Origin of the sequence: Arthrobacter sp. R-11, assembly GCF_049913155.1 — a bacterium.
Taxonomy (GTDB): domain Bacteria; phylum Actinomycetota; class Actinomycetes; order Actinomycetales; family Micrococcaceae; genus Arthrobacter.
This window is the reverse complement of sequence record NZ_CP183979.1, coordinates 2,172,969-2,195,258: the sequence shown is the minus strand read 5'-3', so window position 1 is coordinate 2,195,258 and position 22,290 is coordinate 2,172,969. Positions and strand designations below refer to the sequence as shown.

The following is a 22,290-nucleotide window of genomic DNA, read 5'->3' as shown; positions in this document are numbered from 1 at the left end:
CCCGAATGGACTGAACGGCCAGAGCCTGCCCGGGCCGGCGGGCTACTTGCCGAAGTAGGGCACGATCAGGTAGATGCCGAAGAGTACGGCGGCGCCGCATGCGGCGAAGCACAGGTAGGCCAGGGAACGCACCAGCACCGGCGACTTGTTCTCGACGTCGCCGGCCACTGCCGTGAGGCGCACGCCGAGGGAGTACAGGACCACCAGGACCACGGCGGAGACCAGGGTGGCTCCGGCAACCTGCAGCAGTTCCAACCACTTCATCGCTTGGCGTCCTTGCTCTTGTTCTCCGCTGCCTTCTTGCGGGCGGACTTCTTCTTCTGGAACCTGACGGCCGTTCCGGCCTCTTCGACCTCCACGGCGTTGTGGTGGCCCACGTGCGACTTCCTTGAGTACAGGAACATGAAGATCACGACGGCGGTGCCCACCACGGCGGCGATCACCACACCCACGGTGCCGACGCCTACCAGCAGGGCGGTAAGGGCACCGACGACGGCGGCGGCCGGCAGGGTCAGCAGCCAGCCGATGGCGATGCGGCCCACCATGCCCCAGCGTACGGTGGTACCCCTCCGTCCGAGGCCGGAGCCGATGACGGACCCGGAGGCGACCTGCGTCGTGGAAAGGGCGAAACCGAGGTGGGAGGAGGCGAGGATGGCCGAGGCGGTGCTGGATTCCGCGGAGAAGCCCTGCGCGGGCTTGACCTCCGTGAGGCCGGAGCCCATGGTGCGGATGATCCGCCAGCCACCTGCATAGGTACCGATGGCGATGGCGAAGGCACAGGCCGCGATCACCCAGAACTGCGGGCCGCTGCCGGTCGCCTGGGTACCCGCGGAGATGAGAACCAGGGTGATGATGCCCATGGTCTTCTGGGCGTCGTTGGTGCCGTGGGCCAGCGCCACGAGGCTGGAGGTGAAGATCTGGCCGGTGCGGAAACCGCCGCGCTTCTGGGTGAGCTTGTCACCGGTCTCCGGGTCGTGCCGGGAGGTCAGGGCGTAGGCGAGGCGCGTGCAGACGTAGGCCACCGCACCGGCGATCACCGGGGCGAACACGGCCGGCATGATCACCTTGAGCAGCACGGTTTCGAAGTTCACCGAATGCAGGCCGATGCCGACGATCGCCGCGCCGATGAGTCCGCCGAACAGTGCATGCGAAGAGCTGGACGGCAGGCCCTTGAGCCAGGTGAACATGTTCCAGAGGATCGCGCCCATGAGGCCCGCGAAGATGATCTCCGGGGTGATGTGGATGCCGTCTGCGCCCTCCCGGATGAGCCCGCCCGAGATCGTCTTGGCGACCTCGGTGGACAGGAAGGCGCCGACCAGGTTAAGCACAGCGGCCAGCGCCACCGCTGCCTTGGGCTTGATGGCGCCGGTGGCGATGGGCGTGGCCATCGCGTTGGCGGTGTCGTGGAAGCCGTTGGTGAAGTCAAAAAATAAGGCCAGCGCTATGACAAGCGCGACCATGAAGGTGATTTCCACCTGGTTGCCCAATCTGCAGAGTCGACGTTCAGCAGTTCCACTCCCCGCGCCTGCCACACCGCATGTTCAACAGATGTACACCTGCCTGTCCTTGCGGAGGCCTTCCGTGGCCAGCATGAAACCTTAAGAATCCTACGTTGCATCGGGGGCAGGTCAAAACACTCCGGCGGCGGATTCCGGTTCAAAGGAAAGCCTCGACGGCGTCCAGGTCGTCGGGCGTCAGGCCCTTGCGCGGATCGGGGGAAATGTGCAGCATCCGGCCGCCCCAGGCGTCGGCCCAGGCCAGCGCCCGCGGCTCGCTGTCCAGCTGGTCGTCCAGCCAGACAAGGCGATCCGCCGGATTGCGGGCGACGTCGCCGCGGATCGCGTCCAGCTTCCACCAGTCCGGCGACAGTTCCCGCCCGGCGCTGGAGAGGACGGGCCAATCCCGCCCGTCAAGCTTGATGGCCGGACACAGGAACTGGGGAGCGAGACGCTCCCATGTGGTCAACCACACAAAGCGCGCACCCGGCCGCCGGGACAGGACATTCAACTTGGCCACCAGTTCCGGCGCGAACGCCACCTCCAGGACTCCGGCGTCGGCCAGCGCCCAATCGCTCCCCCAACTGGTCCTGCCCTCCACGGCGAAGGGACTGACGACACCATCGACGTCGAGGTACAACGACACCCGGGACATAGCGGCTCCTGCAGCCGGAGGCCGCGCCTGCCGCACCCGCCGGCAGTCCCACAGTAACGCGGGCATGGCATGGAGAACAGGCCGCAATGGCTTTCCGGCATGCAGGACAAGATCCACGTATTTCACTATCGAAACGATCGTCACGTTGGTGTTATCCTGCTGTGCAGGCGGCCGTTCGCGCCGCACCCTGAGCCCACGTGAGGAGCATCCATTGAGCACGGAACCCAAACTCAACGCAGAACCGGACACCGCAGGGCAGGGCGTCCCCGTTTCCGCCGCCTCGGCCGTCCTGGACTCGGCCTCCCTGGACTCGGCCGTCCTGGACTCGGCTGCGCTGGACAATGCCGATCCGCTGGCCGGCTGCCGCGAGCTCTTCTACAGCCCGGACACCGCCCAGCTCTCTGCATACCTGGACGGCAATTCGCTGGGCAGGCCGCTGAAGGCCACGGCGGAAAAACTCCCACGCTTCGTGGAGGATGCCTGGGGCAGCCGGCTTATCCGGGGCTGGGATGAGAAGTGGATGGACGAGCCCCTGGCGGTCGGCGACCGTCTGGGCGAGGTGGTGCTTGGTGCCGCCCCCGGCCAGGCCTTCATCGGCGACTCCACCTCGGTGCTCTTGTACAAGCTGATCCGGGCGGCGGTCGATGCCCGTCCGGGCCGCGACGAGATCATCGTGGACCGGGACAACTTCCCCACCGACCGCTTCATCATCGAGGGCATCGCCGTGGAGCGGAACGCGACCATCCGCTGGGTGGAATCCCGCCCGGCCAGCGGTGTCCGCCCCGAGGACCTGACGGAGCTGCTCAACGAACGGACCGCCGTCGTTGTCCTCAGCCACGTCGCCTACCGCTCCGGCTTCCTTGCCGACGCGCCCGGCATCACCGCACTAGTGCACGAAGCCGGCGCGCTGATGCTGTGGGACCTGTGCCACTCCGTGGGCTCGGTCCCGCTGGAACTGGACGCCTGGGGCGTGGCCCTCGCCGTCGGCTGCACCTACAAATACCTCAACGGCGGCCCGGGCTCCCCCGCCTTCGCGTACGTGAACAGCGCGCTCCAGGGCCAGCTCCAGCAGCCCATCTGGGGCTGGATGGGTGCGCACGATCCCTTCGGGATGACGGAAAGCTACCGGCCCGCGGACAACCTCCGCCGCTTCATCACCGGCACCCCGCCCATTCTCGCAATGCAGCCGCTGAAGGACATGGTGGAGCTCATCGCCTCCGTGGGCATGGACGCCGTCCGGGAGAAATCCGTCAAGCTGACCGAATACGCACTGGAACTGGCGGATGCCCTCCTGGTGCCCCTCGGGGCAGAAGTGGCCAGCCCCCGGGACGCCGCCGAACGCGGTTCGCACATCACCGTGGACCACCCCCGTTTCGCCGAAGTCACGCAGTTGCTCTGGGAACGCGGTGTCATCCCGGATTTCCGGCCGCCCCACGGCCTCCGGATCGGCCTGTCGCCGCTCAGCACGGGCTTCGCGGAACTCGAGCACGGCATCCGCTCCATCCGCGAAGTGCTGCTCGGGCTCTCGTGAGCACCTTCCTCGACGACGTCGACTCCCGCCCCGGGAGCACTACCTCCCTGCTGCGGACGGTGATCGGCCTGTACCTGCGCGACGCCGGCGGCTGGCTGCCGGCGTCGGCCTTCCTGCGCCTCATGGAGGCGCTGGAGGTGCCTGCCGCGGTGACGCGGACCGCGCTCAGCCGCCTGAAGAAGAAGGCAGTCCTGGAGCAGCAGCCGCGGGACGGCGTCGCCGGTTACGGGCTGACCCCCGACGCCGCGACGATGCTGTCCCGTGGAGACAGCCGGATCTTTGCGCCGCAGGCCATGGCCGACGGCGACCGCTGGTGCCTGGTGTCCTTTTCCATCCCCGAGACTGAACGGGAGAAGCGACACCAGCTCAGGCGCCGCTTGCACTGGACCGGCTGTGGAACGGTGGCAGCGGGGCTATGGATCGCTCCGGCCTTCCGGCAGGCCGAAATCGTGGAGGTCCTGGACGGGCTGGGGCTCCGGGATCAGGCCACGCTCTTCATCACGGACACCCCGATGCCCGGGGCAGACCGGACCGGCGGCAGCCTCCGGGAGGCGGCAGCACAGTGGTGGGATCTTGACGCGGTCGCGGCCCTGCACCGGGACTTCATCGGGGAATGGGCTGCCATCCTGGACCCTTCTGCCCGTCACGGTTCACCACCGTCTGCCGGGGCCTTTGCCGCGTATGTCCGGTGCATCGACAGTTGGCGGGTCATTCCGTACCTCGATCCTGGGCTGCCACCGGAATTCCTTCCCGGGGACTGGCCCGGGAAGGAAGGGATTGGCGTGTTTGAGCGGATGAGGGCCGTCCATTCGGGTCCGAGCGCGGATTTCGTGCGCACAGTAGCCGGGGAATAGGAGCGCCGCCGGGAGTACTCTGGAAGCATGACCACCGCCGCTGGCGTGTGGTCCGGTCACGGGTGGTCCGGGAGGTTGCCATGACCCGTACGTGGTGGCGCTGGTTGCCGGCCGCACTGGTCCCTGCAGTCCTGACGGCCGCGGCTTTGGCCGGTTCGTACCAAGCCGGGGCAGCCGTCAGCCTCCCGCAGAAGTCGGCCGCGGAGATCATTGCCATGATGGGCCATTCGGATGTCCGCGCCCTGTCTGGAACACTCCGCCAGACATCTGAGCTGGGGCTTCCGCAACTCCCCGCGGCAGGACCCCTCCCTTCCGCCCGGCAGGGTGCCAGCGAGGGCCTTGGTGCCGTGATCGAACTGCTGGGCACCCCGCACACCGCCCGGATCTACCTGGATGGACCGTCGAAGGTCCGGTTCCAAATCATGGACACGCTCGCCGAGCGGGACGTCGTCCGCAACGGGAGCGACCTCTGGCTCTACAACTCGGCGGACAACAGTGCGGCCCACATCACCTTGCCGGACGCCACGGCACCAGGAACCCGCCTACTTCCCGGGAACGCACCGGCTGGCCACGACCCGAAAACACCGGGAACAGAGACACCGGGAATAGCGACTCCTGAGGCCCTCGCCCAGCGCTTCCTCGCCGCCGTCGACCCCAGCACCGACGTGACGGTCGGCGACGCAGCCATCGTGGCTGGCCGTACGGCCTACCAATTGGTCCTCAGGCCACGCAGTACGGAGACCTTGGTCGATTCGGTGACTGTCGCCGTCGACTCCGCCTCCGGCCTGCCGCTCGGAATCCACCTGCGGGCGCGGGGACAGGCCGCCCCCGGGTTCTCGTTCGTGTTCAGCGACATCAGCCTTGCGGCCCCCGAATCGTCCGTGTTCACTTTCACGCCGCCGCGGGGTGCCTCGGTGGAGGAGAAGACAGGTCCACCCATGGCTCCGGTTCCGGGCACCAAACACCCCGTTCCCGGGATGCAGCCCGCTGCGGCCCGGCCCACCCTCACCGGCAAGGGCTGGGACGCGGTGGTGGGCTTCCCCGCAGGAATGGTTCCTGCCGACGTCCGCTCCGCTCCTGCGCTCGCCCAGCTCACGCAGGCCGTGCCCGGCGGCCGGGTCCTCACTACCAGCCTGGTGACGGTCCTGATGCTCGACGACGGACGGGTGTTCGCGGGAATGGTGCCGCTTGAGCGGCTGCAGGCCGCGGCCGCCCCACAATGAACGACACTTCCGGGTCAGTTGGACTGGCGATAGAAAGTGACGGCCTGAGCAAGCGCTTCGGCCACCGCTCCGCCGTCGACTCCATCAACCTCGCCGTTCCGCGGGGTTCCGTTTTCGGCTTCCTGGGCCCCAACGGCTCCGGGAAGACCACCGCCATCCGTTTGCTGCTTGGCCTCGCCGCCGCAACAAGCGGCGAGATCCGGGTCCTTGGCAGGCCCATCCCGGCGGGTTTGGCGGCCGTCCTGCCGGAGGTCGGCGCCCTGGTGGAAGGACCGGCGTTCTACCCTTTCCTCTCGGGAGCCGCGAACCTGCGCAGGCTGGACTCCGCGGACCGTCACGCCCCGCGAAGCACGCGGGCCGCACGCGTCGATGAGGCCCTGGAACGCGTGGGGCTGTCCCACGCCGCCGGCAAGAAGGTGCGCGCGTACTCGCTGGGAATGAAACAGCGCCTGGGAATCGCCAATGCCCTGTTGCGGCCCCGCGAGCTGCTGGTCCTGGACGAGCCCACCAACGGCCTGGATCCCCAAGGAACACGGGAGGTCCGCAGCCTGGTGCGATCGCTGGCCGCCGGCGGCACCACGGTGTTCGTCTCCAGCCACCTGCTCGCCGAAGTCGAACAAATGTGCACCCATGTGGGTGTCATGAGCGTCGGCAAGCTCGTGGCCCAGGGCACGCTTCGTGAGCTGCGCGCGGCCGGGACGGCCAGGATCATGCTGCGTACACCGGATGTTGCCGCAGCGGCCCGCGTCCTTTCGGGCCTGGGCCTGCAAACCGATCCGGCAGGGGTTTTGCAGGGTGCAGACCATGGCGGGCTGTTCAGCACCAGTCCCCGGGGCCACGAGGTGGCGCCGGAAGATATCGTGGCCGCCCTCGTGGCGGCCGGCGTGCGGGTGCAAGGCTTCAGCGTGGAAGACGCCAGCCTCGAAGAGCGCTTCGTTTCCCTGACCGGAGAGGGGTTCGACGTTGCAGGATGAAGCCGTGGCGGCCGCACGGGAAGCTTCGACTCCCGGTTCCCCCGGGCCCGCATCTGCGGCGACGGGAGCGGGCTCGGGTTCGTGGGCGCTCCTGGCGTCCGAACTCTCAGTGCTGTTCCGGCGGCTCCGCACTTGGGCCATGCTGCTCGCCCTCGCGGCGATTCCAATCCTCATAGCCACGGCGGTCCGGCTCAGCTCACATCCTGTAGCACCGGGACGTGGCCCGGCATTCCTGGACCGCATTTCCCAGAACGGGCTCTTCGTGGCCATGACGGCACTCCTGGTGTCCGTGCCGCTGTTCCTGCCCATCACGGTAGGTGTCGTTGCCGGCGACACCATCGCCGGAGAAGCGAACCTCGGCACCCTCAGGTACCTGCTGGTGGCCCCGGCCGGCCGCGTCCGGCTCCTGCTCATCAAGTACGCCGCGGCGGCCGTCTTCTGCCTGGCTGCGCCGGTGACCGTCGCCGCCGTCGGCACGTTGGCCGGCGTCGCGCTCTTCCCGGTGGGGCCGGTGACGCTCCTCTCGGGGGACACCGTCGACGTCGGCGAGGCCCTGCTGCGCTCCCTGCTGATCGCCGCATACATTGCGGTGTCACTCCTGGGGCTTGCCGCAATCGGCCTGGCAATCTCGGCCTTCACCGACATCCCGGTAGGTGCCATGGCGGCGACAGTCGTGCTGTCAGTTGTGTCCCAGGTGGCCGACAACCTGCCGCAACTGGAGTGGTTGCATCCGTGGCTGTTCAGCCATTACTGGCTGGGTTTCGCCGATCTGCTGCGCCAGCCAATCTCCTGGACGACGTTCGGCGACAACGCCCTGCTGCAGGCGGGCTACATCCTGGCCGCCGGCGCCGTCGCGTACGGCCGGTTCACCAGCAAGGATGTCCTGTCCTGAGATGTCCTGTCCTGAAGGGCTGCCTGCCGTAAGCTCGGGGAATGGCCAGATTCTTCGACGTCCACCCGCAGGACCCCCAGCCGCGCTCGGTCTCCCAGATTGCCGAAATCGTGCGGTCGGGCGGTTTGATCGCCTACCCCACGGACTCGTGCTACGCCCTTGGAGCCCAGCTTGGCAACAAGGACGCCTTGGACAGGATCCGCACGATCCGCCAGCTCGACGACAAGCACCACTTCACCTTGGTCTGCAAGGATTTCGCGCAGTTGGGCCAGTTCGTGATGATCGACAACGACGTCTTCCGCAGCATCAAGGCCGTGACGCCCGGGAGCTACACGTTCATCCTCCCGGCCACCAAGGACGTACCTCGCCGGATGATGCACCCGAAGAAGAAGACCGTGGGCGTGCGCATTCCCCGGCACAACTTCGTCCACGCCCTCCTCGCCGAACTCGGCGAGCCCCTGTTGTCCAGCACCCTCCTGCTGCCCGGCGAAGACGAACCCCTGACGCAGGCTTGGGAGATCAAGGAACGCCTGGACCACGTGGTGGATGCCGTCGTTGAGGCCGGGGATGTCGGCGCAGAGCCGACCACCGTGGTCGATTTCTCCAGCGGCGCCGCCGAAGTGGTGCGCCGCGGTACCGGCGACCCGTCGAGGTTCGAATGAGCACGGCTGAGGAGGCCATCAGCATCGAGGTGGACGGCACGCCCGTCTCTGCCCGGTACGCCCGGCCGGAGAACCCGTTCGCCACGGTGCTCGTGGCGCACGGCGCCGGCGCGGGTATGGATCATCCGTTCATGGGCGGCTTCGTGCGGGCCTTGAACGACGACGGCGCTGCCACCTTGCGCTTCAACTTCCCCTACCGCGAGGCCGGCCGGAAGTTTCCGGACCGCCCGCCCCTGGCGATCGCCACGTGGCGGGCGGCCATGGCCGAAGCACAGGCGCGCTCGGCCGGCGAGCCGCTCTGGGCGGCCGGCAAGTCCTTCGGCGGCCGCATGGCGTCGATGGCCGTGGCCGACGGCATGCCCGCGGCCGGGCTGATCTACCTTGGCTACCCCCTGCACCCGCCCGGCAAGCCGGACAAGCTGCGCGACGAGCACCTGTACGGGATCACCGTGCCCATGCTGTTCCTGCAGGGCACCAAGGACACCTTTATGACGCCGGAGGTATTGGAAGGCGTCGTCGCAAGGATCGGCCCCAACGCCGTGCTGGACTGGCGGGAAGGCGGCAGGCACACCTTTGAGGTGGCCGGGGTAAAGCGCAGCGCCGCCGAGCTGGGCGCCTCGCTGGCCCCCTCCGTGAGCGCCTTCATCCGCCGGAATAGTTAGCTCCGGCGCGGCTCCGGCTAGGCCCGCGGCTTGGCCCGGGCCGTGGCGGGCGCCGTCCACGGGTCCTCGGGCCAGGGATGCTTCGGGTAGCGGCCGCGCATTTCGGCGCGGACCTGGGCATAGGGGCCGGCCCAGAAGGATTCGAGATCGTCGGTCACTGCCAGGGGCCGGCGCGCCGGTGAGAGCAGGTGGAACAGCACGGGCACCCGCCCGGCGGCTATCCTCGGCGTGCCGGCCCAGCCGAAGCATTCCTGCAGCTTGACGGCCACCACTGGCCGTCCGCCGTCGGCCTCCGCCTCCGGGTAGTCGATGGCGACCCGGGATCCGCTGGGCACCTCCAGGCGTTCCGGCGCAAGCTCCGCGAAGCGGGCGGCCTCGGGCCAGGGCAGCAGGCGACGCAGCCCCTCGGCGAGGTCGATCCCGGCGGCCGGGGCGCCGCCGGCCAATGCTTCCAGTTCCGGGGCGAGCCAATCTTCCAGACGCGCCAGGAGCGCCCGCTCGGAAACCTCCGGCCAGGGCGCACCGATTTCACGGTGCAACAGGGCCATCCTGCGGCGCAATGCATCCGCCGCAGGCGACCACCCGATCGTCGCCAGGCCTTGGGCTTCCAAGGCCCTGGCGACGGCGGCGCGACCTTCCGCCGGGGTGGGCCGCACGGGCGTGGAGGACAACACGATCGCCCCAAGCCGGCGCTCCCGGCGGGCTGTCACCTTGCCTTTCGCGAAGGTGGCGTCCACCGCGTCCTCCAGCAGATGGGCGGCGGCGGCTTCCGCAGCCTCGGCGGGAATGGGCGCTGCGGAGCGGATGACCGCCCCGGTGCCTGCTGCGTCCCGCCCCGTTGCCCGGGAAACCTCGGCGACGGCGAGCCAGTCGTGCCCGGACAGCCGACTGCCGGCGGGCAGACCGGCCCGGGTTCCGGACGCCAGCAGATACTGCGGCGCCCCGTCACCCGGGACGCGCCGCGCCACCCGGTCCGGGTACGCGAGGGCCACGACGAATGCCACTGCTTCCTTCCCCTCCGGCACCGCTTCGAATGCACCCCGCAGGGTGGAAGCGGCGACGGCGGCCGACTCCTCCCGCGCGAGTGCCTCCAGCCGGCGGACGTCGTCTGCCCAGCGCTTCGAAGCCGGGTCCGCTCCTTGCCGCAACGCGGCCAGGAGCCCGGGAAGGTCGGCCCCCGCGGCACGCTGTTCCCCGGCGACGAGCGCAACAGTTTCGGCGGCGGCGCGATTGCCCACCACGGCGGCCCCGTCCAGCAGCGCCCGCGCCAGCCGGGGTTCCGCCGGCACGGTGGCGAGGACCCGGCCCAGGGCGGTGGCGTGCCCGGCAACGTCCACAGCGCCGATTTCCCGCAGGACTTCCACGGCTTCGTCCATGGCCAGGCGGGGCGGAGCGTCCGGAAGCGCAAGCCCTGCTCCCCCGGGTGCACCCCAGCAGGCCAAGGTCAGGGCGGCGCCGCTCAGCTCAGCAACGGCGATTTCCGGCGTACGGTGCGCCGGCGCCGCGGCAAAGGCCTTTTGTTCGTAGCAGCGGACCACGGTGCCGGGTCCCTGGCGCGCCGCCCGGCCTGCGCGCTGGTCCGCCGAGGCCCGGGAGCAGGACACCGTGACCAGCCCGGACATGCCGCGGCCGGAATCCCGGCGCGGTTCCCGGGAAAGGCCCGCGTCGACCACGAGGCGGACACCGGGTACGGTCAGCGAGGACTCGGCGAGCGCCGTGGACACAATGATCCTGGCGGGCCCTCCCGGCTCCCTGCCCGAGACAGCCCGGTCCTGGGCCGCCGGGGTGACCTGGCCATGGAGTTCCAGGATCTCCACCCCGGCCGCCCTCTGGCGGAGGCGGTTCGCGACGTGCCCCACCTCGCGGACGCCGGGCAGGAACACGAGGGCGTCCGTTCCGGGTTCGGCGGCAACGGCAGCGGAGTGCGCGGCGATTGCCGTGTCGGCCACGTGGTCCAGGAACCCCGGGGTGACCCCGCGCCCGTCGAGGCGGGGAACGGGCGCCGGTGCCCACACGGTTTCCAGCGGGTACAGCGCGGAGGGGCAGTCGACCACGGGAAGCGGGCCGCCGCCGTCGGGCCCGGCAAGCAGGGCCGCGAAGCGCGGGGCGTCCAGCGTGGCGGACATGGCCACCAGGCGGAGATCGCCGCGGAGTTCACGTACTTCAGCCAGCATGCCGAGTAGCAGGTCGCTCTCAAGGCCCCGCTCATGGACTTCGTCGAGGACCACCGCATCGGTGCCTTCCAGCCCGGGATCGGCCAGCAGCCGGCGCACCAGGATTCCGGGGGTGACGAACTCGACGGCGGTCCGCGGCCCCGCCTGCCGCTCCCCGCGGACGGTGTATCCCACGAGTTCCCCCAGCCGGCTTCCGTGGAGGGCGGCGAGCCGCCGGGCCGCGGCCCGGGCAGCAACCCGCCGGGGCTGGATCGCGACAACCCTGGGTGGCCGGCTCCCCGCAGCGCAGAGCCCGGCCAGTAGGGGCGGGACCAGGGTGGTCTTTCCGGTTCCCGGCGGCGCCTGGACAACGGCGGCCGAGCCTGGCTCGGTGAGCGCGGCCGCGAGATCCGGCAAGGACCGGGCAAACACGAGGCCCGCGCCGATGCTTTCGAGGTCGAAGATGGCCTGCGCGCCGGCCTTGCCGAGGGGGAACGGTGAAGTCACCCATCCATTGTGGACGCCAGAGGCTCACCCTCAAACTTGATAAGCATGCTTAGTAATGGCATCATGTGAGTTGTGGACGGCTTGCCGTACGGAAACAGAAAAAACGGACGAACAGGACAAAGAAGCGGTACGGCCGTCACTGACCATCCTTGGGACGATGCGGGGGCGCCCTGCGAGGGTCGCAGCGCAGCAATGCGCAACTGCTGAATAACGCGCGCGGAAGCGGTGCAATTCCGGTTCCCGCCAGGAAAGGAACGTCCATCATGAATACCCTTCTAATCGTTGCTGGTGTCATCGCTATTGTTCTTTTGCTCGTCGGCGGCTTCACGCCGGCCCTGAATTTCCTGCTGTGGGTCGGAATCATCCTCCTGGCCATCGCGGCCATCGGATGGCTCCTCAGCTACACGAACGGACGCCGGTCGCACGGCGTATGACCCACCGCGCCCGGGAAACCACCGAACAAGCCCGCCCCGGGCGGTAACCGCACGAAGGAGCCGACACAGGAAGGAACGGACATGTACATAGGTTCATCGATTTTCCTCATCGCGCTTGGCGCCATCCTCGCCTTCGCGCTTACCCCGGGATTGGTCCCCTTCCTGGACCAGCAAATGACCGGCTACATCCTGATGGTTGTGGGAGTCATCGGTCTGATCGCTTCGCTGATCTGGGCGGGCCCACGCCGCCGGCTCCGGACCAGTGAGAGCCGGCAGTCCGTTGATCCAGGAACGGGGGAAGCGGTCACCCGCAGGGAAACCCGTGACACCGGCCTCTGACACCGGCCCCTGAATCAGGCAAAGTCAACACCGCGGCTCCCGCCCATCAAGTGGCGGGGGCCGCGCCATGGACAGGAGCGCACCGTGAACAAGGGCGCAAACAAGGCAGCAAGGGCCGCCGTCAAGTCCGCCGAAGCCGCAAGCAACTCCCGGACATTGGAGACCGCGGCCAGGGCGGGCTTCGCCGCGAGCGGCGTGCTGCACGTCCTCGTTGGCGCCATCGCTTTCCAACTGGCCCGCGGACTGAACGGCGAGGCCGACGTCGGCGGTGCGGTCGCACAGTTGGCCGCACGGCCCGGCGGCCCGTTCCTGCTGTGGGCCTGTTTCTCGGCCTGCGCCGCCTTGGCCTTATGGCAGGCCGGGAACGCGGTGTTCGGCAAGCCCTCGGCGCACGCAAAGCCCCTCACCGCCCGCGTCAGCGCTTCGGCACAAGCCGTGGTGTTCGCCCTCCTGTCGGTCACGTTGCTCTCCTTCGCCCTCGGCAGCGGGAAGAGCAACAGGGAGTCCAGCAGCGACCTCACGGTGGCACTGATCCGCACGCCCTCGGGCGTGGTGATCCTGCTCCTGGCGGGGGCAGCGATCATCGGGGCCGGCATCTTCTTCGCGGTCCGCGGCGTCCGCGCTTCCTTCCGCAAGGACCTGTTCCTTCCCGGCGAGGCGGTTCCGCGGCGGGTAGTGCTGACTGCCGGGGTTGCCGGCTACGCCTCCAAGGGATGCGCCCTTCTTCTGGTGGGACTTCTGGTCATCCTTGCCACCCTGCGCCAGCAGCCTGAACAATCAACGGGTCTCGACGGCGGGCTCAAGGCACTGCGCGAGCAGCCCTATGGACCCTATCTCCTCGCGGCGCTCGCCCTTGGCCTGGTCTGCTACGGCTGCTTCCTGATCCTGAAAGCCAAGTATGCGCGGATGTAGCAAGCGCCATGCTGCGGCTTAAGCGCAGCGATCCTTCCCTCCCGGGCATCCGACGGCGGCGGGCCGGCCGGGGATTCAGCTACCGGGACTCCAGGGGCGCACCTGTCTCCGACGCGGACCGCGAACGCATCAGCGGCCTTGCCATACCCCCCGCCTGGCGGCAGGTATGGATCTGCCCTTTCGCCAATGGCCACATCCAGGCCACCGGGATTGACGACGCCGGCCGCCTCCAGTACATCTACCATCCACGCTGGCGGGAGAGGCAGGATGCCGAAAAGTTCGCCCGTGCCGCCCGGCTGGGCCAGGCCATGCCACGGCTCCGGAGAACCGTGGCGCGGCACCTGCGGGAAGCGCGGTCCCCTAGGACCCGCACGCTCGCTGCTGCCGTACGGCTCATGGATCTGGGGGCGCTGCGGATCGGCGATGAGAACTACCGGAAAAAACACGGATCGTACGGCCTGACCACCATCCGCTGCAGCCATGTGTCCATCCGCGGCGACTCGCTCCAGCTCAGGTTCCCGGGCAAGAGCGGCCAGCCATGGGAATGCACCCTCACGGACCACCGCCTTGCCGCCTTCCTTGCACCCCTGGCAGGCAGGGCACCCGACGAAGTGCTGCTGGTGTTCGAGGAAGGAGGGACTTGGAACGCCGTGGAGCCCGGGATGCTCAACGACTACATCCGACGCGCCGCCGGGGACGGTTTCACGGCCAAGGATCTGCGGACCTGGAAGGGAACCCTGACTGCGGCAAAGGCCCTGATGCGGACTGCGGCGGACGTTCCCGCGCGGGTGGCGCTGGCGAAGGCCTTCGGAGAGACCGCCGCCTTGCTGGGCAACACGGCGGCAGTGGCCAGGGATGCCTACGTCGACCCACGGCTCGTGGCAGCCTTTCGCGACGGGAGCCTCCGCAAGGTCAGGCCCGGGGAGGCTGCCCTTGCACGGTTCCTGGCCGGCGACGGGGACTGATCGTTGACTGGCCGGGCCTTGGCTTGCGTGACGCGGACTGCCGGCACCGGCTTGGAAAGGAGGACACAATGATCGCCGTGCTTGTCATCGACATGCAGAACGCCTATTTCGAAGACCCTGTGCTCGCCATGCATCGCGAGAGGATCACCGCCGCGTGCAACACGTTGATCGCAGCGGCTGCTTCCCACGGGGTTCCCGTGCTACTGGTGAAGACCGAGCATGAACGGGACCGCTCCACTTGGACCCTCAACATGCTCGACGACCAGCAGGGATTCATTTACCGCGGTAGCACCCAGGCTGATTTTGTCGCAGGGTTACTCATCTCCGGTCTGCCCCGGCTCACCAAAACGCGCGACAGCAGCTTCATCGGCACCGACCTCCTGTGGCGCCTGCGCAACTGGCAGGTCGAAACCGTCGTGCTGGCGGGTGTGTCCGCCCATAACTGCATCGCACAGACTGCGGCGGATGCTTTCGCGCACAATTTCCGGGTGGTGCACGCACTGGACGCCATCGCGGGAAACGATCCCGGCTCGCAGGCACTGACTCAGGAGCTCCTTGCCCGCGAATACCGGCAGAAGATGTTGCCGCACCGGGAGATCGCGGCCCTCTTTGCCGGAGAACCGATGCGTCCGGCCGCGGGCCCCAAGGAGGGCTTTGCGTTTCCCGGCAGCACTTGAACCGTCCCGTGGATGGTCCTAGCGTGGAAATGAGGCCTATGGCCCTTGAGCCGTCCAGGGCCAGACCGGGATCGCAGGAGGGATCTGCAATGGCCACTGTTCACGAGTCAGTACGCGTCAACGTGCCGCTTGCGCGGGCCTATAACCAGTGGACCCAGTTCGAGGAGTTCCCGCACTTCATGAGCGGCATCGAATCAGTCCGCCAGGTCGATGAGGCTCTGGTCCACTTCATCGCCGGGTTCGCAGGGGTTCGCCGGGAATTCGATGCACGGATCACCACCCAGGTGCCCGATGAACGAATCGCTTGGGAAAGCGTGGATACCCCGCACAACAAAGGCGAGGTCACCTTCCATGCTTCCAGCCCCACCGAAACGGAAGTCACGGTGGACCTTGACTGGGAGCCGGAATCGCCCGCCGAACGGGTGGGCGCGGGTGCCCACCTCGACGAGCGCCTGGTGAAGAAGGACCTTCAGAAGTTCAAGGAATTCATCGAGCACCGGGAAGTGGAAACGGGTGCATGGCGCGGAAGCATCACGGAAGGACACGTTGACTGATGCGACCGGGTGGCCCTGCCTCCGGGGAGGCAGGGCACTGTCCGGTGGCGCACGGCCGCCGGGCGGCTAATCGCTGGGGCTCAGTTTCGTGGTCAGACGGCGGTTGTCCCGAACCGCGTCATCGGCTTCCTCCGCCGGCCCGCTGGGATCCTTCGAACCCGCAGTTCCGGGTTGGCCAGTCGATTCGCCGCCCAGGTTGCGCGGCGGGGCGGCGTCGGTTTCGCCGCTCTTCGCCTTCTCTTCATCCCCGTCCCGCGGCACGGGGTGCGCCGGATTCCGAATGCCGTCATGGACCAAAGATGCGCTCATGCGCTTCATTGTTCTTTCCTCCTCAGGCCGGGGGCTCCGGGGGGCGGATCCACCGGCCACCCCGGCAGCGCGACAATTTCCATTCCTCCGGGCATTTCCCACCCGGAAGCAAGGCGACACCGGGATCCGCCCGGCTCGTTTTCAGAAGTCCCGTTTTCTGAAGTCCCGTCCGACAGAGGGCGAAGGGGGTTCCTCATTGCTGTGCTTCCTTCTTGCGCTGCGACTTCCCGCCGTCCCAGTCCGGACCATTGCCCCTGCGGGCACCGGCCGCGTGCGGCGCCGCAAACGCCGCCGGCTGGGCGCCCGGGTGCAGGCGCTTATGGAAGCAACGCTTCACCGGAAAATAGTTGCGCGGGTATCTCATCGCCTGCGGACCATCGCGATCCTCATATCCGCCCTTCCTTCCGGAAGCGCTCCACCGCGGCATCGAAGCAACCGCATAGCGCGTGGATGGCGATCAGGTGGGCCTCCTGGGTGTGGGAAGCATCCGTGTTGATGCAGATCGCTTCGTCGGCCGCGCCGGCGAGGGGGTTCGGCGAAGCGCCCGTCAGCGCCCAAACGGTTGCACCCGCCTTGTGTGCGGCTTCCGCGGCCGCGAGGAGGTTCGGGCTGTTCCCGTTGGCGGACAGGAGGAGAAGCACGTCCCCGCTGCGTATGTGCCCGCTGACCTGGCGGGCGAAAACTTCGTCGTAGCCGTAATCGTCGCCGATCGCGGTAACGGCGGAGGTGTCGGCAGGCAATGCGATCGCCGGAAATGCCTGCCTGTCCTGCACGTGGCGCCCCACAAGTTCGGCGGTGAAATGCTGCGCCTCGGCCGCGTCTCCCCCGTTACCCGCGGCAAGTACCTTTTTCCCCGTCACCAGCCGGCGGGCAAGTTCTTCGCCCCATTCGGCAAGCCTGGACGATTCCCGCCGCAGCGACGCCACGGCGGGCCCCACTTGGCCTAGGTGCTCCAGCACGACATCCACGGCTTCCTGCGGGAGCTCCTCGACGACGGGCTCCGGGTTCCGCCTCCGGTCAATGACCACTTTCATGATGTCCCTCCGATTGCCTGCAGATTCCGCCAAGGCACACCGGTTGTGCCTCTTGCTGGACACACTTCCAGCGAAGCAGAGCCACCGCAGCAATTCAAGGACTTTTAGTAAGTTTGCTTAGTTTTTTGCCGGCTCCGGGCGGACGCCACAGTTGCTACGGCGAACGCGTCACCACCATGGCCGAGCCGCCGCCGCGCCGCTTCGGCTCCGCGGCGGCGAGCAGGCTGCCGTCGGGCAGGAACTCGATGGCGGTGGCCGCACCGATCTCCGCTGCCGACGTGAAGGCGTCACCGGAAGGCACCAGGGTGTGGCCGAATGGCGCCAGCCGGTCGCCGTACGCGGTGATGAACTCCGGTTCCGCCGTGACGTTGGCCGTGTTCCGTTGGGCGGCGCGCGGCGCCGCAATGGCCTCGGGGGTGCTCATTGCGCGGTCCACCCGGTTCAGGATGGTCTGCAGCACGGTGGTGATGATCGTGGAGCCGCCGGGCGAACCGAGTGCCAGGAACGGCTGCCCGTCCTTGAGGATGATGGTGGGCGACATCGACGAACGTGGCCGCTTGCCGGGGTCGATCCGGTTCGGGTCATCGGCCTTGTAGACGGTGGAGAAGTCGGTCAGTTCGTTGTTCAGCAGGAAACCGCGGCCGGGAACAACGATGCCCGAGCCGCCGGTCTGTTCGATCGTGAGAGTGTATTCGGCCACGTTGCCCCACTTGTCGGCGACCGTCAGGTTGGTGGTGGAGATGTTCTCGGTGTCGCGGTCCTCCGCGGTGGCCGCGGCGGCGGCCGGGCAGGCGCCGTCGTACGCCGTCACGTCGCCGGGGGCGACGGGCTTCACGGCCGCGTGCAGCGGATCTATTTCGCAGGCGCGCTCCTTGCCGAACAGCTCATCGGTGAGGGCCGACGTCGGGACCTGGACGAAGGCGGGATCGCCCACATACTTTCCGCGGTCGGCAAAGGCGAGGGCGCTCGCTTCCAGGTAGTGGTGGAGCGCGTTGGCGGTGGGCATGTGACCCATGTCGAAGGTGCCCAGGATGTTCAGTGCCTCGCCGACCGTGGTGCCGCCGCTGCTGGAGGGTGCCATGCCGTAGACGTCCAGGCCCCGGTAGTTCACGTGGCTCGGCGCCTGGTCCACGACGCGGTAGGCGGCAAGGTCCGCGGCGGTCAGGTGGCCGGCCGGGACGGGAAGTCCGGTGGTGGCGGTCTTCGGCGGGGACTGGACGGTGCTGGCGATCTCCCCGGCAAGCGCCCCGCCGTAGAAGGCCCCGGTGCCCTGCTCGGCGAGCAGCCGGTAGGTGTCGGCGAGTTCGTGGTTCTGGAAGATGCTCCCGACGGCGGGCGCGTCCCCGCCGGGGAGGAACAGCTTGCTTGTGGAGGTGAAGGCCCCGAAGCGAAGCTTGTTGTCGAGGGTCTGCTGGCGGAAGGTCCGGTCCACCACGAAGCCGCGGGTGGCCACCTTGATGGCGGGCTTGAGCGCCTCGCCCAGGCGAAGCGTTCCCCACCGCTCCAGGGCCCGTTCCCAAGTGGCCGGGGTGCCGGGGACGCCGACGGATACTCCGCTGGTGACCAGCTCGGGGGTGAAGCGGTAAGGACTGCCTGCGGGATTTTGCGGTGTGACCGTGGCGGGATCGATGAAGGCGTCGTGCGGCATGGCGGCCGGCGCGGTCTCCCGGCCATCGATGGTGCCTACCTGGCCGCTCTTCGCGTCGTAGTACACGAAGTAGCCGCCCCCGCCGATGCCGGCGCTATACGGCTCGGTGACGCCGAGGGTCGCCGCCGCCGCGACGGCGGCATCGGCCGCATTGCCGCCCTTGCGCAGCACCTCGATGGCCGCAGCCGAGGCCTCCGGATCGACGGTGCTCACCGCTCCCCCGTATCCGGTGGCGATAGCTGTTTTGTCCGTTGCCCGCGGGTCCGCGGACGCGGGGCTGAAGACGGCTCCGCTCGTTGCGCTCAAGGCCAGAACCGCCGTGATGGCAGCCAGTCGACGTCGCATTTCAGGCATGGTCGCTCCCTGGGGATCGGTGCTGGTGAGGTGGCGCCAACCCTACCCCGGGTGCCGGGACGGTCTCAATGGCCTGACGGTTCCACCGCTCCCGGGCTCGACGCTGCTTGCATGCCGGTAATCTTCTTCAAGTGCAGGCCCTTGCAGGGAATCGAGGCCTCCACCAGTGCCCGGCTGTGTTCGTGCTTCGGGTTGGCGAAGAAGGCGGCCGTCTCCGCGAGTTCCACCAGGGCTCCCTGGTACAACACGGCCACTCGTTGGCACATATGCCGGACCACGTCCATGTCGTGGGTGATCATCAGCAGGCTCAGCCCGCGGTCCCGGTGCAGCCGGCGCAACAGGTCCAGGATGGTGCGCTGGGTCAAAGCGTCCAGTGCGGAGGTGGCTTCATCACAGATGAGCACCTGCGGCTCCAGCAGCAGGGCCCGTGCAATGGTGGCGCGTTGCAGCTGGCCTCCTGAACATTGCCCGGGACGCCTGTCCAACAGGAGGGCCTCGAGTCCAACCTCGGCCATGACCTCCTCAACGCGCCGTCCGCGTTCTTCAGCCGTGAGCTCGGAGCGCAACAAGGGCGCTTCCAGGCTGGCCCGCAGGGTCATGCGGGGGTCGAAAGAGCCGTGCGGTTCCTGGAAGACGAGCTGCACCGCCGTGGTAGCGCCGTGCGTGCCCTTCGGAAGGTCCCTGTGCAGGGCGATGGTTCCCCGGTCAGCCTTCTCCAGGCCGACAATCAGCCGTGCGAGGGTGCTCTTCCCCGAACCCGACTGGCCTAGGACACCGAGGATCTCGCCCCTCTTCAGCCCAAGGGAAACATCGGCCAGGGCCGCTTTGCTTCGCCTGCCCGGGGAGAAGCTCTTCCCTACCGCCCTCACGGCAAGCATGTCCGCTTCCTCGCGGCGCGGGGCAGGTACGTCCACGGGCTGGAGGTTGGAGGCGTCCAGCAGCGCCCGGGTGTAGGCGGCCCGCGGGCGTCCGAGGACTTCCCGGGTGGGGCCGGCCTCAACCAGGCGGCCGGACTCCATCACCAGCACACGGTCCGCGAAAGCGGCAACGGATGCGAGGTTGTGGGTGATGTACAGGATGCCCAGGCCGCGTTCAGCACGTTCCCGGTCCAGCAGTTGCAGGATCTGGCGTTCCAGCACTTTGTCCAGGGCCGACGTCGGCTCATCCGCCAGCAGGAAGTCGGGGCGCCCGGCCAGCGCCAGGGCGGTCATGGCACGTTGGGCCATGCCTCCGGACAGTTGGTGGGGGTAGCAGCGGGCGCCGGCCCGGGGATCGCCGAATCCCACTTCGGCCAGGAGCCCCAATGCCTTCTCCCGTGCCTGTGCGCCCCTCAGCCCCGCGTGGAGCCGCAGTGGTTCCAGGAGGTGCCGGCCGATCCTCCGGTTCGGATTGAACATCCGCTTGGGTTGCTGGAAGAGCATGCCAATTCGGCCGCCGCGGATCTTGTCCAGCTCCGTTTCCGGAACGGTGGTGAGTTCGGTGTCGCCGAGCCGGACGGATCCGGACTCGATAGCCAGCCGGGCGGGAAGCAGGCCCAAGACCGACATTGCCGTCATGGTCTTGCCGGATCCGGAGCCGCCGACCAGTGCCACGAATTCGCCCGGGGCCACGGACAGGCTGACTCCGTCCAGGACGGGCCTGCCCGGGCCGCTGTTGCCGACCCGTAGGTCTTTGATGACAAGCTGCTCAGGCATGGGCCTCCTCCCGTGCCGCAGGTACCGCAGCCTTCTTCGATGCCCGCTGGCCGATCAGGGTCACGCACAGGGCCACGATGAAGATCGCAAGGCCCGGCGCGACGATGCCCATCGGAGCCCGTTCAACGTAGGGCTGCGCGGCCGCCAGCATCGACCCCCAGTCCGATTGCGGCGGCTGCACGCCGAGTCCCAGGTAGGACAGGGCGCCGACGCTGATAAGCAGTTGGCCGAACCTGAGCGTCGCCTGGCCGAGCAGCGGGGCTGCCAGATGCGGGAGGAGGTGGCGGAAGACAATGAACGACGGCGGGCAGCCCAGCACGCGGGCTGCCTCGACGAAGCCGCGGGCCGAGACGTCGTATGCCAGTGTGCGGGCAAGTCGGGCAAAGGGGGTCCAGCCGGTCACGGTCAGGGCGGCCAGCAGCGGCCAAAAACCTGTGCCCATGGCCGCCACGATGAACAGGGCCACCACCATTTCAGGGAGCGCGAGCAGCACGTCGTTAGTGCGGGTGAGGAACTCGTCGAGCCAGCCCCGGCGGCGCGCGCTGGCCACCCCGATCACGGTGCCGAGCACGGCGGTTAGCACGGTGGCAGCCGCCGCCATGCTCATGGAGAAGCGGCCGCCGTCGAGCACGCGGCTGAGGGTGTCCCGCCCGAGGTGGTCCGTTCCGAACCAGTGCTCCGGCCCCGGAGGGGCAAGCCGGAGCGCAAGGTTCTGTGCGTCGGGTGCGTAAGGCACCAACAGGGGTGCCGCGGCAACCGCCAGGACGGCGAGCGTGAGGACTGCCAGGGCGGCGCGGTCGATTGTTATCCGCTTACGCAAGGCCGGCACCTGCCTGCGGGCTCAGGACACGGTGGACGAAATCGGCGAGGGTGGTGATTCCGACGGCCAGGGCCACAACCACGACCACCCCTCCTTGGGCCAGCGGGATGTCGCTGTTCACCACGGCGTCGTAGAGGAGACGGCCCATCCCCGGCACGGCGAAAATCACCTCGACGATGACGGAACCGCCTAGCAGGCCGGCGAACCACACGGCGAACAGCGTGGAGAGGGGAACAAGCCCGTTGGGAATGACGTGGCTGAGTACGGTGCGGGCCTTTCCCAGCCCCCGGGCCCGGGCAGCGAAGACGTGGTCCGAGGAAAGGGCTTCGATCATTCCCGAGCGCACGGCGGCCGTGAAGTAGCTGACGGGGCGCAGCGCAAGTGTCGCCGCGGGAAGGACCACCGAGGAGGCGTCGTTCCAGCCTGCCGAAGGTAGAACTTCTAGTTTCAGGGCGAAAACAAGGACCAGCATCGGTGCTAGCCAGTATTCGGGCATGGCGATGAAGGACTGGGTCACGGTGGTGATCAGCCTGTCCGTCCGGCGGCCTTGCCTGAGCGCCGCGGCCGTCCCCAACGGCAGGGAAACCAGTGTCGCCGTCGCCAGCGCGGCGGCAACGAGGCTCAAAGTCACGGCGAGTGCAGGCATGACCTGTTCCACCACGGGCGTGCGGCTCACATAGGACAAACCCATGTCTCCGGAGAAGAAGCTGCCCAGCCAACGAAGGTACTGGACGAACAAAGGGTCGTGCAGGCCCAGGCTCATGCCCAGGGACTCGACCGTCGAGCCGTCAACCACGTCCCCGGCAACACGGGACCTGATGATCTTCCGCACCGGATCACCCGGGGTGACGTATGGAATCAGGAACACCGCGAACGAGGACAGGAGAACGGCAGCCACGAGGGTCGCCGTCCTCCTTGTCATGAATTTGATCATCGTGGCA

23 protein-coding genes are annotated in these 22,290 nt (G+C 68.2%); 13 read left to right on the top strand and 10 right to left on the bottom strand.

Going from position 1 to position 22,290, the window contains the following annotated elements; all coding sequences use genetic code 11:
- Positions 1–42: 42 nt before the first annotated feature.
- The 3 genes from ACN9M4_RS09860 to ACN9M4_RS09850 all read right to left on the bottom strand — a co-directional run bounded on the left by ACN9M4_RS09860 (position 43) and on the right by ACN9M4_RS09850 (position 2,151).
- Positions 43–264 carry a hypothetical protein gene (locus tag ACN9M4_RS09860; RefSeq protein ID WP_426303339.1) on the bottom strand — a complete coding sequence of 74 codons (222 nt, stop codon included), beginning with the start codon at positions 262–264 and terminating at the stop codon, positions 43–45.
- Complete coding sequence (locus ACN9M4_RS09855) at positions 261–1,475, bottom strand: anion permease (protein WP_426303442.1); 1,215 nt, start codon at positions 1,473–1,475, stop codon at positions 261–263. The genes ACN9M4_RS09860 and ACN9M4_RS09855 overlap by 4 nt, the downstream gene beginning before the upstream one ends.
- A gap of 181 nt (positions 1,476–1,656) precedes the next feature.
- Entirely contained in the window at positions 1,657–2,151 is a 495-nt protein-coding gene (locus tag ACN9M4_RS09850) for an HAD domain-containing protein (protein WP_426303338.1), read from the bottom strand.
- A gap of 289 nt (positions 2,152–2,440) precedes the next feature.
- On the opposite strand from ACN9M4_RS09850, the gene ACN9M4_RS09845 reads away from it, so the two are divergent.
- From ACN9M4_RS09845 to ACN9M4_RS09815, 7 genes are all read left to right on the top strand, one after another.
- Positions 2,441–3,682 carry a kynureninase gene (locus tag ACN9M4_RS09845; RefSeq protein ID WP_426303441.1) on the top strand — a complete coding sequence of 414 codons (1,242 nt, stop codon included), beginning with the start codon at positions 2,441–2,443 and terminating at the stop codon, positions 3,680–3,682.
- Positions 3,679–4,536 (top strand): PaaX family transcriptional regulator C-terminal domain-containing protein, encoded by an 858-nt coding sequence (locus ACN9M4_RS09840; RefSeq protein WP_426303337.1) that lies wholly within the window; start codon positions 3,679–3,681, stop codon positions 4,534–4,536. Before ACN9M4_RS09845 ends, ACN9M4_RS09840 begins: the two co-directional genes overlap by 4 nt.
- Before the next feature lie 80 nt (positions 4,537–4,616).
- Entirely contained in the window at positions 4,617–5,759 is a 1,143-nt protein-coding gene (locus ACN9M4_RS09835) for a LolA family protein (protein WP_426303336.1), read from the top strand.
- Positions 5,756–6,733, top strand: coding sequence for an ABC transporter ATP-binding protein (locus ACN9M4_RS09830; protein ID WP_426303335.1), 978 nt, complete (start codon positions 5,756–5,758; stop codon positions 6,731–6,733). The genes ACN9M4_RS09835 and ACN9M4_RS09830 overlap by 4 nt, the downstream gene beginning before the upstream one ends.
- Before the next feature lie 4 nt (positions 6,734–6,737).
- Positions 6,738–7,625, top strand: a complete 888-nt coding sequence (locus ACN9M4_RS09825) for an ABC transporter permease (RefSeq protein WP_426303334.1) — start codon at positions 6,738–6,740, stop codon at positions 7,623–7,625.
- Between the two features lie 41 nt (positions 7,626–7,666).
- Positions 7,667–8,287, top strand: coding sequence for an L-threonylcarbamoyladenylate synthase (locus ACN9M4_RS09820; RefSeq protein ID WP_426303333.1), 621 nt, complete (start codon positions 7,667–7,669; stop codon positions 8,285–8,287).
- Positions 8,284–8,949: an alpha/beta family hydrolase gene (locus tag ACN9M4_RS09815; protein WP_426303332.1), complete on the top strand. Its 666-nt coding sequence runs from the start codon at positions 8,284–8,286 to the stop codon at positions 8,947–8,949. The genes ACN9M4_RS09820 and ACN9M4_RS09815 overlap by 4 nt, the downstream gene beginning before the upstream one ends.
- A gap of 17 nt (positions 8,950–8,966) precedes the next feature.
- Here the strand turns inward: ACN9M4_RS09815 and hrpB are convergent, their stop codons facing one another.
- Positions 8,967–11,609 carry an ATP-dependent helicase HrpB gene (hrpB, locus tag ACN9M4_RS09810; protein WP_426303331.1) on the bottom strand — a complete coding sequence of 881 codons (2,643 nt, stop codon included), beginning with the start codon at positions 11,607–11,609 and terminating at the stop codon, positions 8,967–8,969.
- 263 nt (positions 11,610–11,872) lie between these two features.
- On the opposite strand from hrpB, the gene ACN9M4_RS09805 reads away from it, so the two are divergent.
- The 6 genes from ACN9M4_RS09805 (at position 11,873) to ACN9M4_RS09780 (ending at position 15,490) form a co-directional block, all read left to right on the top strand.
- A complete protein-coding gene (locus ACN9M4_RS09805; RefSeq protein ID WP_426303330.1) occupies positions 11,873–12,043 on the top strand; it encodes a hypothetical protein in 171 nt (56 codons plus the stop codon).
- Positions 12,044–12,124: 81 nt separating this feature from the next.
- On the top strand, positions 12,125–12,382 hold the full coding sequence (locus ACN9M4_RS09800; protein ID WP_426303329.1) for a DUF6458 family protein: 258 nt from the start codon (positions 12,125–12,127) through the stop codon (positions 12,380–12,382).
- 84 nt (positions 12,383–12,466) lie between these two features.
- The gene (locus ACN9M4_RS09795) at positions 12,467–13,294 is read left to right on the top strand and encodes a DUF1206 domain-containing protein (protein WP_426303328.1); all 828 of its coding nucleotides are present in this window, start codon (positions 12,467–12,469) and stop codon (positions 13,292–13,294) included.
- Between the two features lie 8 nt (positions 13,295–13,302).
- Positions 13,303–14,259 carry a DNA topoisomerase IB gene (locus ACN9M4_RS09790; RefSeq protein ID WP_426303327.1) on the top strand — a complete coding sequence of 319 codons (957 nt, stop codon included), beginning with the start codon at positions 13,303–13,305 and terminating at the stop codon, positions 14,257–14,259.
- Positions 14,260–14,327: 68 nt separating this feature from the next.
- Positions 14,328–14,936, top strand: coding sequence for a cysteine hydrolase family protein (locus ACN9M4_RS09785; RefSeq protein WP_426303326.1), 609 nt, complete (start codon positions 14,328–14,330; stop codon positions 14,934–14,936).
- Between the two features lie 89 nt (positions 14,937–15,025).
- Positions 15,026–15,490: an SRPBCC family protein gene (locus ACN9M4_RS09780; RefSeq protein WP_426303325.1), complete on the top strand. Its 465-nt coding sequence runs from the start codon at positions 15,026–15,028 to the stop codon at positions 15,488–15,490.
- Positions 15,491–15,556: 66 nt separating this feature from the next.
- Here the strand turns inward: ACN9M4_RS09780 and ACN9M4_RS09775 are convergent, their stop codons facing one another.
- From ACN9M4_RS09775 to ACN9M4_RS09750, 6 genes are all read right to left on the bottom strand, one after another.
- On the bottom strand, positions 15,557–15,799 hold the full coding sequence (locus ACN9M4_RS09775) for a hypothetical protein (RefSeq protein ID WP_426303324.1): 243 nt from the start codon (positions 15,797–15,799) through the stop codon (positions 15,557–15,559).
- A 386-nt stretch (positions 15,800–16,185) separates the two neighbouring features.
- The gene (locus ACN9M4_RS09770) at positions 16,186–16,833 is read right to left on the bottom strand and encodes a D-sedoheptulose-7-phosphate isomerase (RefSeq protein ID WP_426303323.1); all 648 of its coding nucleotides are present in this window, start codon (positions 16,831–16,833) and stop codon (positions 16,186–16,188) included.
- 154 nt (positions 16,834–16,987) lie between these two features.
- The gene (gene ggt / locus ACN9M4_RS09765) at positions 16,988–18,835 is read right to left on the bottom strand and encodes a gamma-glutamyltransferase (RefSeq protein WP_426303322.1); all 1,848 of its coding nucleotides are present in this window, start codon (positions 18,833–18,835) and stop codon (positions 16,988–16,990) included.
- A gap of 65 nt (positions 18,836–18,900) precedes the next feature.
- The gene (locus ACN9M4_RS09760; RefSeq protein WP_426303321.1) at positions 18,901–20,529 is read right to left on the bottom strand and encodes an ATP-binding cassette domain-containing protein; all 1,629 of its coding nucleotides are present in this window, start codon (positions 20,527–20,529) and stop codon (positions 18,901–18,903) included.
- Positions 20,522–21,349 carry an ABC transporter permease gene (locus ACN9M4_RS09755; protein WP_426303320.1) on the bottom strand — a complete coding sequence of 276 codons (828 nt, stop codon included), beginning with the start codon at positions 21,347–21,349 and terminating at the stop codon, positions 20,522–20,524. Before ACN9M4_RS09755 ends, ACN9M4_RS09760 begins: the two co-directional genes overlap by 8 nt.
- Complete coding sequence (locus ACN9M4_RS09750) at positions 21,342–22,283, bottom strand: ABC transporter permease (protein WP_426303319.1); 942 nt, start codon at positions 22,281–22,283, stop codon at positions 21,342–21,344. Before ACN9M4_RS09750 ends, ACN9M4_RS09755 begins: the two co-directional genes overlap by 8 nt.
- Between the last annotated feature and the right edge of the window lie 7 nt (positions 22,284–22,290).

Excerpts from the sequence above, each read along its gene's own strand:
- ACN9M4_RS09860 (WP_426303339.1), bottom strand. The coding sequence starts at position 264 with ATGAAGTGGTTGGAACTGCTGCAGGTTGCCGGAGCCACCCTGGTCTCC.
- ACN9M4_RS09850 (WP_426303338.1), bottom strand. The coding sequence starts at position 2,151 with ATGTCCCGGGTGTCGTTGTACCTCGACGTCGATGGTGTCGTCAGTCCC.
- ACN9M4_RS09835 (WP_426303336.1), top strand. The coding sequence starts at position 4,617 with ATGACCCGTACGTGGTGGCGCTGGTTGCCGGCCGCACTGGTCCCTGCA.
- ACN9M4_RS09830 (WP_426303335.1), top strand. The coding sequence starts at position 5,756 with ATGAACGACACTTCCGGGTCAGTTGGACTGGCGATAGAAAGTGACGGC.
- ACN9M4_RS09820 (WP_426303333.1), top strand. The coding sequence starts at position 7,667 with ATGGCCAGATTCTTCGACGTCCACCCGCAGGACCCCCAGCCGCGCTCG.
- ACN9M4_RS09815 (WP_426303332.1), top strand. The coding sequence starts at position 8,284 with ATGAGCACGGCTGAGGAGGCCATCAGCATCGAGGTGGACGGCACGCCC.
- ACN9M4_RS09805 (WP_426303330.1), top strand. The coding sequence starts at position 11,873 with ATGAATACCCTTCTAATCGTTGCTGGTGTCATCGCTATTGTTCTTTTG.
- ACN9M4_RS09800 (WP_426303329.1), top strand. The coding sequence starts at position 12,125 with ATGTACATAGGTTCATCGATTTTCCTCATCGCGCTTGGCGCCATCCTC.
- ACN9M4_RS09790 (WP_426303327.1), top strand. The coding sequence starts at position 13,303 with ATGCTGCGGCTTAAGCGCAGCGATCCTTCCCTCCCGGGCATCCGACGG.
- ACN9M4_RS09785 (WP_426303326.1), top strand. The coding sequence starts at position 14,328 with ATGATCGCCGTGCTTGTCATCGACATGCAGAACGCCTATTTCGAAGAC.
- ACN9M4_RS09780 (WP_426303325.1), top strand. The coding sequence starts at position 15,026 with ATGGCCACTGTTCACGAGTCAGTACGCGTCAACGTGCCGCTTGCGCGG.
- ACN9M4_RS09775 (WP_426303324.1), bottom strand. The coding sequence starts at position 15,799 with ATGAGCGCATCTTTGGTCCATGACGGCATTCGGAATCCGGCGCACCCC.
- ACN9M4_RS09770 (WP_426303323.1), bottom strand. The coding sequence starts at position 16,833 with ATGAAAGTGGTCATTGACCGGAGGCGGAACCCGGAGCCCGTCGTCGAG.
- ggt (WP_426303322.1), bottom strand. The coding sequence starts at position 18,835 with ATGCCTGAAATGCGACGTCGACTGGCTGCCATCACGGCGGTTCTGGCC.
- ACN9M4_RS09760 (WP_426303321.1), bottom strand. The coding sequence starts at position 20,529 with ATGCCTGAGCAGCTTGTCATCAAAGACCTACGGGTCGGCAACAGCGGC.
- ACN9M4_RS09750 (WP_426303319.1), bottom strand. The coding sequence starts at position 22,283 with ATGATCAAATTCATGACAAGGAGGACGGCGACCCTCGTGGCTGCCGTT.